The organism is Halomonas sp. 707B3, assembly GCF_024158645.1.
Lineage (GTDB): Bacteria > Pseudomonadota > Gammaproteobacteria > Pseudomonadales > Halomonadaceae > Vreelandella > Vreelandella lionensis.
In genome coordinates, this window is record NZ_JAMZBE010000125.1 from 1 (window position 1) to 10429 (window position 10429).

The following is a 10429-nucleotide window of genomic DNA, read 5'->3' on the forward strand; positions in this document are numbered from 1 at the left end:
CCTTGGTTAGGATACGCAGCAAACGCATACCCTCTTTTATGACCAAGGACGCCCACCCGCCATGCTCAACGGAATCTGGTTAAGCTTCTTTATTGCCGCCTTTGCGGCATCGCTCTGGCAGTGGCTGGTGGGTGGCGATAGCGAAGTGTTTGCCCGCTTGGTGCAGTCGCTGTTCGATATGGCGGAAGTGAGCGTCGATATTATCCTGGTGCTACTGGGCACCATGACGCTGTGGCTCGGGTTTCTCTCGATTGCCGAAAAGGCGGGGTTGATACGACTGCTGGGGCGGGTGCTCGATCCGCTGTTCTGTCGCTTGATGCCAGAGGTGCCTCGTGGTCATCCGGCCATGGGGCTGATCAGCATGAACTTCGCAGCCAATATTCTGGGCCTGGATAACGCCGCCACGCCGATTGGCATCAAAGCGATGCATTCGCTGCAAAGCCTTAATTCCAGCAGTGAGACCGCCAGCAACGCGCAAATCCTGTTTTTGGTGCTTAATACTTCGTCGCTCACGCTACTGCCCGTCACCATTTTCATGTATCGCGCCCAGCAAGGTGCCGCCGACCCCACGCTGGTATTTTTACCGATCTTGTTAGCGACAAGCGCCTCTAGCCTGGCTGGGCTGTTGGCGGTAGCGGTGATGCAGCGTTTAAAGCTCTGGCACCCTGTCGTGTTGGCCTATTTAGTGGCGGCTGCGTTAGCGTTAGGGCTATTGATCACCACTTTAGCGGGGATGTCCGCTCAGGCGCTGGCGGCGGCCTCAACGCTGGTGGGCAATCTGACCCTGTTTAGCATTGTGATGATGTTTCTGGTGGTTGGCGCGCTTCGCGGAGTGAAGGTGTACGACGCCTTTATCGAAGGGGCTAAAGAGGGCCTGAGCTTTACCATCACCCTGCTGCCCTACCTGATTGCCATGCTGGTCGCGGTGGGTGTGCTGCGCGCCAGCGGGGTGTTGGATGCCGGGCTTGGCGGTATCCGCTGGCTTGTAGAAGGCATCGGCTGGGACACCCGCTTTGTGGATGCGCTGCCCAACGCCTTTGTGAAGCCCCTTTCCGGCAGTGGCTCCCGTGCCATGATGATCGAAACCATGAACACCTTTGGTGTCGATAGCTTCCCTGGGCTACTGGCGGCCACCTTCCAAGGCAGCACCGAAACCACGTTTTATGTGCTGGCGGTTTACTTCGGTGCCGTAGGCATCACCCGCATTCGCCACGGCTTGGGCTGCGCGTTAGTAGCCGACGCGGCGGGCATTACTACCGCAATTGTTGTGTGTTACTGGTTCTTTGGTTAAGAAGTGACTCCTACGCTTTCGTTCACTGGTGACAGCGTCTACCTTTCAAGGCCACGCCAAACCATTCATGGACGAAAGGTGAATCATGCCAGGCGCTAGCACGATGTTGATTGCGCTCGCGGCGTTCTTCTGGGGGATTTCCGGAGGCATCGCGGGTATTTTATTAGACAGCGGTTGGGATGCCGCGGTCGTCTCTTTTTACCGTGGTTTTGTGGGGTTGCTCTTTGCGCTGGGTTGGCTTTTATTGCAGCGCGGCGGGCGCGGTTTGGCCAGTCGGCCACTGTGGTTCTGGTCAGTGGTGGCAGGCCTGGGGGTGGCGGGCAACTTTACCTTCTACTTTCTCAGTATCGACCACGGCAGCGTGGCGGTGGCGGCTACCTTGATGTACTGCGCTCCGGTGTTTGTCTATCTCGCCTCGTTTGCGCTCAAGCTCGAGCGCCCGACGGCCGTTAAGTGGCTTGCGATCGCGCTGGTCATGGTCGGCGTGGTGCTACTGACCAAGCTGTACGCCATTGGCGCAGGTGACCTGTCGCTGATGGGCGTCGCCACGGGTCTACTGGCGGGGCTTTCCTACGCGCTGTTCATTTTTGGTTTCAAATACGCCGCGCCCCATGGCAGCCCCTCCGCCGTGCTTTCGATTGCCTTCACGGTGCTGGCCGTCGTTCTGATTGTGCCAGCCGATCTGTCTCAAACCATTAGCGTGGTCAGCGCACCAGAGCTTCCGCTGTTTGTGGCGTTGGGTATTTTGGGCGCGGGCCTGTCGTTTCTGCTCTACGTGGTAGGCATCAAACACGCCGCTCCGGCGTTAGCGTCCATGGTGGCCATGGTCGAGCCGGTCACCGCCACGCTGTTTGGGGTGGCGGTGCTGGGTGAAAATTTGGAGATGATTCAGATGGTCGGCATGGGGATTATCTTACTGACCGTGACCGCACTGAGCGTAACGTCCCGCTAACGGGCCGTCGCCTCGCCGCGCATGGGCGCACTCAACGCTTTGCGCAGCGCTGGCCCAGAAAGCCCTTGGCCAAGCAGCACGGTAAGCTTCGCGACGGCAGCTTCCAGCGTGATATCACCCCCGGCGATCACGCCCGCTTGATTGAGAGCCGCCCCCGTGGCGTAGGCGCCTTGCACGACTTCGCCTTGGGCGCACTGGGTGATGTTGAGCAGCGCCACACCCCGCTCGTTAGCGGCTTGCATGGCGTTTAGCAGTTCACCTTCAAAGCTTGGCGGATTGCCCACGCCGTAGCTTGAGATCACCAATCCTTTGAGAGTGGCATCTTCCAGCAGCGCTTTAGCACGCCTTAACGACATACCAGGATGCAGCGGCAGTACCGCCACCGCTTCGTCGTCTAGCTGAAGGGGTGAAAAACTGGGCTCCCCGCTGAGCAGCGCCGACGGTTGGGGGAAGATCATGCCAATGCCTATCTCGGCCAGCCAAGGGAAGTTGGGAGAATCGAAGGCATCCAGACCTTGCGTGCGCACCTTGCGGGCGCGGTTGCCGCGCAGCAGCCGGTCATGAAAGAGCAGGCTCACTTCGCAGGGCGTGGCCGGATGAGCGGCCAGCTGTAGCGCGCTGACCACGTTGTTCAGCGCGTCGCTTCTTGGCTCACCCAGCGGAATTTGAGAGCCGGTGAAGATCACTGGCTTGTTTAACGCACCGAGCATAAACGACAGCGCCGCAGCGCTATAGGCCATGGTATCGGTGCCGTGCAGAATGATGAACGCATCGTAGTGCTGCCAGTGACGTTCCAGCACGGCCACGAGGCGATTCCACGCCTCGGGCATCAGCTCGGCGCTATCGATCAGTGGCTGCATTTCCACCACATCGAAAGCAGGCAGCCGATAAGGGTCGCCCAAGGCCAGATGCGCCGCTAAGCGCTCGGCCAGCCCCGCGCTGGGCACGTACCCCTGGGGCGATGGCTGCATACCAATGGTGCCGCCAGTGTAGAGCATGAGGACGCGGGGCATGAGCGCTCCTTACCTGATTACAGTCGAGTGAACAGAAACGAACTTACTTCGCCGGCGCGCTTTCCAAGCGCTGCTTCAGCGCTTCGGCTTCTTCGGGCTCCAGTTCCCACGCTTTAGGGTCCAGGTCGAGATCTGGGTGTTGATTGGCGTCGAAAATCGGCTGCTTGATGCCCTGACGGCGCTGGCTATCGAAATCGTTCATGATCCGCAGGCCGCACTTGAACAGCAGGATCAGCGCTACGAGGTTCACCACCGCCAAGAGGCCCATGGTTACGTCGGCAAAGCCGAACACGGTGCCTAGATCCGTGGTCGCGCCCCAGCACACCAACAGCACAATCGCCACGCGGAAGGCGTTGAACAGGTTCTGGTTATCGCGGCTGAAGAAGTTCAGGCTATTCTCGCCCAGGTAGTAGTTGTACAGAATGGTGCTGAAGGCGAACAGCAGCAGCGCCAGGCTCACAAAGGTACGGCCCCACTCGCCCACGTGGTCTGCCAGGGCAGCCTGGGTCAGCGCAATGCCTTCTACGCCCGCTCCGGCGGCCGGGTCGTATACGCCGCTAAGCAGAATCAAAAACGCCGTGGCCGAGCAGATAATCACCGTATCGATAAACACCGAGAATGCCTGCACGATGCCCTGGTTAGCCGGGTGCGGCACGTAGGCAACGGCGGCCACGTTGGGCGCACTGCCCAGGCCCGCTTCGTTGGAGAACAGGCCGCGCTTCAAGCCCATCATGATGGCAGCGCCAATACCGCCACCCACTAGCGGCTCCAGGCCAAACGCGCTCTTCACGATCAGCGCGATCACGCCAGGAATCTCAGTGATGTTCAACGCAATAACCAGCAGCGCCACGGCGATATAGCCCACGGCCATAAACGGCACCAGATACTCGGAAATACGGGCAATACGCTTGATACCGCCAAAGATAATCAGCCCCACCAGCATAGCCAGCGCGATACCGCTGTACAGCACCGGCACGCCAAAGGCGTCGCCAAACGACGTGGCAACGGCATAGGACTGCAGGGCCGTAAAGGCAAAGCCGAAGGTAATCAGCAGCAGTACCGAGTAGAACGCCGCCAGCCAGCGCCACTGCTTGCCCAAGCCTTTGACGATGTAGTACGCCGGGCCGCCACGGTAGGTGCCGTCGCCCTCGGCCTCTTTATAGGTTTGCGCCAGCGTACACTCCAGAAAGCTGGTGGCCATGCCCATCAAGCCTACCAGCCACATCCAGAAAATCGCCCCTGGGCCGCCCAGCGTAATTGCCACGGCCACCCCGGCGATATTACCGCCGCCTACACGGCCAGCCACCGACAGCACCAGCGCCTGGAAGGAGCTTAAGTGGCCGTGCTGATTACGCTTGAAAGCTTGTCCTGAGCCCAGGATGCGAAACATTTCACCGAAATAGCGAAACTGCACAAAGCGGGAGGCAACGGTAAAACCGATCCCCACTCCCACCAGTAAAACGAGTAGAACCTTCCCCCAGAGGAGGTCATTGAGCATATCGAGCATGGGATACTCTCCGCGTTATTATTGAGCGTTATGGAAGTTGCGTCGTTAACGACCGCGTCTTTTTGCTATTGAGATGCGCGAAGAGTGTTGTACCAAGCCAAGCCTGCAATGAAATTTGGCGCAGCGGTGCAGTTGGTTGCACTCACTGCGCCAATCACTGCACCAGAGTGCACCACATAAAAAACGGTGCGGGCCTTTTAAGGCAACGCACCGTTAAGGGACTTACAAAATTCACTAACTGTTCTTTTAAGACTAAACAAAACTTCTCATCAGTATTGGCGCCTAAGAGGAAGTTCTGGCTTCGGGCAAGTCGTTCTTAGCCCATCAATATGCTCGTGCAATCCTGCGGGAATCGTCTGCCACATTGGATCGAGGATAAAATCGATACCTTCGCGTCTCGCAATTTTTGCAGCAGGTACAAAATCAGCGTCACCAGCCATAAGCACAATTTGATCAACTTGCCCTTTTAACGTCAAAGAAGTGACATCAACTCCTATACGCATATCGACCCCCTTTTGCCGGACATCAACGCGCACATCATTCTCAGTCAAATCATCAAGCGATATTTTATGCTTTAGCAATGCTTTGATTTTTTCAGGTTTAAGCGTCCACTGAGCATCATCCGAAAGATGGCCCAGACGGACTGCCAATTTGCGTTTCCCCAACAAGGCTTGGTGCAGCTCTTTACGAAAAAGCGCCTCTGGCGTTTTGGAAAAGTCGATGGCTTTCCCTGAAATAGGGTTATGCATCTTTTTCGATAGGGGCGGGCAGTCGTAGAAAAAAATTCTGTACAAATCACGCCGTTGATTCGTTTGACTGTTTCCCTGGCGGCTCTTCTCATGCAAGTGACTTACCGCCCACCGAAACAAACAATCAGCTGCTCTTTTTCCATCATACGCATTGGAGGGCTCTATGCGCCTGAAACGCTTAATAAAATAGCCACCATCAATCAATATTGCTGTAGGCATGGCTTCTTTTCCTTCTTCAAACGAAAAACGCCCTAGGGGTCGGCTTATCCCGAGATATGTGGGAAAGCTTACTGCCTAAGGCGTGGATAATTTCTAGGTTACGGAGTACTTAATGCCTCGTCAACCCCAATCTCCTCTACAGGTTACATGCGCGCAATACGCGCTTTTGCCGCTCGCGCTGCGTGCAGCTTCTTGTAGCTTTCGATGAGGCGATGGTGGCGATCTAAGCCCTCTAACTGCAAATTGGTGGGCGTGAGGCCGTGGAAGCGTACGCTGCCGTTTACTGAACCCACGACCGCCTCCATAGTCGCTTCGCCGAACATGCGCTTGAAGTTGGGCAGGTAGTCATCCAGCTCCAATTCGTCGTCCAGCTCAATCTCCAGCACCGCGTTCACCGCCTGGTAGAACAGGCCGCGCTCAACGGTGTTGTCGTTGTACTGGAGGAACATCTGCACGCAGTCCAGCGCCTCTTCATGGCGGCCAAGTGCTAGGTAGACCAGCAGTTTCAGCTCCAGAATGGTCAGCTGGCCCCACACGGTGTTCTCGTCGAACTCGATACCAATCAGCGTGATGATATCGGCGTGGTCGTCCATTTGGCTCTCTTCCAAGCGCTCGACTAGATCGGTGAGCTGCTCGTCATCCAGACGGTGCAGATTGAGAATATCTTCGCGGTAGTCCAGCGCCTTATTGGTGTTGTCCCAAATCAGGTCTTCAATCGGGTACACCTCGGAGTAGCCAGGTACCAGAATGCGGCAGACCGGCGCGCCTAAGTCTTCATGCACCGCCATGTACACTTCCGCGCCCAGCTCTTCGAAAATGCCGAACAAGGTCTCGGCTTCCTCGTCGTTGCTGCCGGAGAAATCCCATTCGCTGAACTCGAAGTCGGGCTTGGCACTGAAGAAGCGCCAGGAGACCACGCCCACCGAGTCGATGAAGTGCTCGACGAAGTTGTTGGGCTCAGAGACGGTCTGCGAGTTGAAGGTTGGCAGCGGCAGGTCGTTCAGGCCTTCAAAGCTGCGGCCTTGGAGCAGCTCGGTCAGGCTGCGCTCCAGCGCCACTTCAAAGCTTGGGTGGGCACCGAAGGAGGCAAACACGCCGCCGGTACGCGGGTTCATTAGCGTCACGCACATGACCGGGAATTGCCCACCCATGGAGGCATCCTTCACCAGCACGGGGAAGCCCTGAGCTTCCAGGGCGTTAATGCCCTCGACAATGCTCGGGTACTTGGCCAGCACTTCTTGGGGTACATCGGGCAGCGTCAACTCCTGTTCGAGGATCTCCCGCTTCACCGCCCGCTCGAAAATTTCTGAAAGGCACTGCACCTGGGCTTCCACCAGGGTGTTGCCCGCGCTCATGCCGTTGCTGAGGAACAGGTTTTCAATCAGATTGGAGGGGAAGTAGACCGTTTCGCCATCGCTTTGGCGCACAAAGGGCAGCGTAACGATGCCGCGATCTTCGCGGCCCGAGTTGGTATCAATCAGGTTCGAGCCACCCAGCTCGCCTTCGGGGTTGTAAATCGCCAGGCAGTGCTCGTCGAGAATCCCTTTCGGCAGCTCGTCATTCGGCCCCGGCTTGAACCACTTCTCGTTAGGGTAGTGAACGAATTCGCTGCCCGCGATCTCTTCACCAAAGAACTGATCGTTGTAGAAAAAGTTGCAGCTCAGGCGCTCGATAAACTCGCCCAGCGCTGAACAGAGCGCGCTCTCTTTGGTCGCGCCTTTGCCGTTGGTAAAGCACATGGGCGAAGCCGCATCGCGGATATGCAGCGACCACACGTGGGGCACGATATTGCGCCATGAAGCAATTTCGATCTTCATGCCGAGATCAGCAAGGATCGCGCTCATATTGGCAATGGTCTGCTCCAGCGGCAGGTCTTTACCGGGGATAAAGGTGCTGCCTCCTTCCGGCGCGCCCATCAGCAGCGCTTGGGCGTCCTCGTCGATGTTCTCGACCACTTCGATCTGAAACTCGGGGCCGGTCTGGATAACCTTCTTCACCGTGCAGCGGTCGATGGAGCGCAGAATGCCTTCGCGATCCTTTTCCGAGATATCTTCCGGCATCTCAACCTGGATTTTGAAGATCTGCTTGTAGCGGTTTTCCGGGTCGACGATGTTGTTTTGCGACAGGCGAATGTTCTCGGTGGGAATATTGCGCGCGTTGCAGTACACCTTGACGAAGTAGGCGGCACACATGGCCGACGACGCCAGGAAGTAGTCAAACGGGCCAGGGGCCGAGCCGTCGCCCTTGTAGCGAATCGGCTGGTCGGAGATGACCGTAAAATCGTCGAACTTGGACTCCAGGCGGAGGTTGTCGAGATAGTTAACTTTGATTTCCATAAGCGGGCGTCCGGAGTAATGAGTGTGCCTGAGCGCCAACGCATCAGGCGAATGGCGGCCATTATCCAGTTTTTTGCCCGCTTCGTCTTGGGCAGTCGCGTGAATCGCTTATTGCGGATCCAGCAAGAACGGCAGCGCTTCCTCTAACAGCACGTCAGGAATCTCTTCGGCGATATAGTGTCCGCAAGGCAGCGCCTTGCCCTCTACCTGCGTCGCTACCTTGCGCCACTCACTAAGAGCGTCGAAGCAGGCTTCAATCGCGCCTTGGGCACCCCACATCACGTTGATGGGGCAGGTCAGTTTCACACCCGCATCGATATCCGCCTGATCGTGCTCTAAATCGATAGTCGCGCTGGCGCGGTAGTCGCCGCAGATGCCGGTCGCCGTGCCGGGAAGCGCCAGGCAGCGCTCGTACTCCGCCAGCGCTTCTGGGGCGAACGGTGCCATGCCCGCGCTGCGGGCGCCCATCACGCTTTTTAAGTACTGAGCGGGGTCGGCTTGAATCAGCATTTCTGGCAGCGGCTGGGGGCGAATCAGAAAGAACCAGTGCCAGTAGCTGCGGGCGAACGCCTCATTGGTGCCACGGTACATGGCCAGCGTGGGGGCGATATCTAAAAGCACCATGCGCTCGACGCGTGCTGCGTGGTCTACCCCTAAGCGGTGTGCCACCCGCGCGCCACGGTCGTGGGCCAGCACCTTGAAACGCTCGAACCCCAGCGCGCTCATTAGTTCGGCCATATCGGCGGCCATGGTGCGCTTGGCGTAATTGAAGTGCTCTGCGTCGTCATCCGGCTTACCGCTATCGCCGTAGCCGCGCAGGTCGGCGGCAATCACCGTAAAGTGCTGGGCAAGCGTGCCCGCAACTTTGTGCCAAATCATATGGGTCTGCGGGTGGCCGTGAAGCAGCAGTAGTGCCGGGCCGTTGCCGCCCATCCGATAGGCAATATCGACGCCGTTAACGCGGCGTGTCTGTTTTTCAAACCCCTCAAACATGGCTAGCTCCTCGCGGATAGATGATGCTCTTCACTTGGCGTCCTCTTGTAACCGTTCGATCAGAAAGTCTTTCAGCGCGACCACGGCAGGCGTGAGCGACAGCCGGTGCGGGCAGACGAGATACAGCGGCGCGGGCTCGGTAGGAAACGCGGCCAACAGCGCCACCAAGCGGCCTGCATCGAGGTCTGCCTGAACATCAAGGCGAGATTTGTAGGCAATGCCCTCTCCCGCCAGCGCCCAGCGGCGCACACACTCGGCATCGTCGCTCACTCGATTGCCCTGCACGCTGATACGCTCACTGCCGAACTGCCACTGGTTGTGCACCCGCTCGCCCAGGTTGAAGCAGAGGCAGTTGTGCTGGCGTAATTCATCTGGAGTGGCAGGCTCGCCGTGGCGCGCGATATAGCTTGGCGCTGCACACACTACCCGGTGGTTATCGCTTTTTAGCGGCAGGGCTACCAGGCTGGAATCCTCCGGCACGCCGTAGCGCAGGGCAATCTCCACTGGCTGGCGAAACAGATCGCTCACCCGGTCACTGACCCGAAGCCGCAGGCGCAGCTGCGGATGCAGCGCCATAAAGCGATCAAGCCAGCCCAGCAGCACGTTGCGGCCTAGATCAGACGGCATGGAAAGGCTGAGTTCTCCCGCAATCTCTTGGCGCTCGCGGTGCAGCTCTTTCTCCCCTTCAGCAAGGGCACGCAGCGCCGTTTTCGCATGGACTAAATAGTGCGCCCCGGCGGGCGTTAGCCGCAAGCTGCGGGTAGAGCGCACCAGCAGCCGCGTGCCTAACGCATCTTCAAGCCGTTTGATCGCCACGCTAGCCACCGCCGGGGTAATCGCCAGCTCCCGCGCGGCAGCGGAAAGGCTGCCGTGCTCGGCGGCGTAGACAAGCACGTTTAGGTCATCGGTACGCATGGGTCGATGGCGCCCTTATTTTCAAAGAAAATGAGAAACTGTTAGCTACATTAGCCCTCTTTTTCATAAAACGACACCCAGGCATGATGACGACATTCATCATCCTTTAGAGAGCGACCATGAAAGCATTTGCGTTTACCAAAAGCCTACCGATCGACCACCCAGACGCCCTGCATGCCGTTGAGCTTCCGCTGCCCACCCCCGAGCCCCACGATATTCGCGTCGCGGTGAGTGCGGTTTCCGTTAACCCGGTGGATGCCAAGGTGCGCAAGAGCGCGCTGCCCGACGGCGGCGAGCCGCGCGTGCTGGGTTACGACGCGGTGGGCGTAGTCGATGCCGTCGGCAGTGCGGTCACTCGCTTTCAGCCGGGTGACCGGGTGTGGTACGCGGGCAGCATTGCGCGCCAAGGCTCCAACGCTGAGTACCAGCTGGTCGATGAGCGCATCGCCAGCCT

9 protein-coding genes are annotated in these 10429 nt (G+C 58.2%); 3 read left to right on the forward strand and 6 right to left on the reverse strand.

Annotation, left to right across the window (positions count from 1 at the left end; all coding sequences use genetic code 11):
• Positions 1 to 61 precede the first annotated feature (61 nt).
• The gene (locus BIS10_RS14435; RefSeq protein ID WP_253506136.1) at positions 62 to 1291 is read left to right on the forward strand and encodes a nucleoside recognition domain-containing protein; all 1230 of its coding nucleotides are present in this window, start codon (positions 62 to 64) and stop codon (positions 1289 to 1291) included.
• An 85-nt stretch (positions 1292 to 1376) separates the two neighbouring features.
• The gene (locus BIS10_RS14440) at positions 1377 to 2243 is read left to right on the forward strand and encodes a DMT family transporter (protein ID WP_253506138.1); all 867 of its coding nucleotides are present in this window, start codon (positions 1377 to 1379) and stop codon (positions 2241 to 2243) included.
• Here the strand turns inward: BIS10_RS14440 and BIS10_RS14445 are convergent.
• The 6 genes from BIS10_RS14445 to BIS10_RS14470 form a co-directional block, all read right to left on the reverse strand.
• On the reverse strand, positions 2240 to 3256 hold the full coding sequence (locus BIS10_RS14445) for an asparaginase (protein WP_253506140.1): 1017 nt from the start codon (positions 3254 to 3256) through the stop codon (positions 2240 to 2242). The two genes, BIS10_RS14440 and BIS10_RS14445, sit on opposite strands and share 4 nt — an antisense overlap.
• Positions 3257 to 3299: 43 nt before the next feature.
• Positions 3300 to 4763 carry a sodium:alanine symporter family protein gene (locus tag BIS10_RS14450; protein ID WP_253506142.1) on the reverse strand — a complete coding sequence of 488 codons (1464 nt, stop codon included), beginning with the start codon at positions 4761 to 4763 and terminating at the stop codon, positions 3300 to 3302.
• 269 nt (positions 4764 to 5032) lie between these two features.
• Entirely contained in the window at positions 5033 to 5731 is a 699-nt protein-coding gene (locus BIS10_RS14455; protein WP_253506144.1) for an NYN domain-containing protein, read from the reverse strand.
• Between the two features lie 143 nt (positions 5732 to 5874).
• The gene (locus tag BIS10_RS14460) at positions 5875 to 8067 is read right to left on the reverse strand and encodes an OsmC domain/YcaO domain-containing protein (RefSeq protein WP_253506146.1); all 2193 of its coding nucleotides are present in this window, start codon (positions 8065 to 8067) and stop codon (positions 5875 to 5877) included.
• Positions 8068 to 8175: 108 nt separating this feature from the next.
• Positions 8176 to 9060: an alpha/beta fold hydrolase gene (locus BIS10_RS14465; protein WP_083024236.1), complete on the reverse strand. Its 885-nt coding sequence runs from the start codon at positions 9058 to 9060 to the stop codon at positions 8176 to 8178.
• A gap of 30 nt (positions 9061 to 9090) precedes the next feature.
• Positions 9091 to 9975 (reverse strand): LysR family transcriptional regulator, encoded by an 885-nt coding sequence (locus BIS10_RS14470; protein ID WP_253506148.1) that lies wholly within the window; start codon positions 9973 to 9975, stop codon positions 9091 to 9093.
• A gap of 119 nt (positions 9976 to 10094) precedes the next feature.
• Between BIS10_RS14470 and BIS10_RS14475 the strand changes: the two genes are divergently transcribed.
• Positions 10095 to 10429 (forward strand): alcohol dehydrogenase catalytic domain-containing protein (locus BIS10_RS14475; RefSeq protein ID WP_253506150.1); only part of this gene is annotated, 335 nt, incomplete at its 3' end.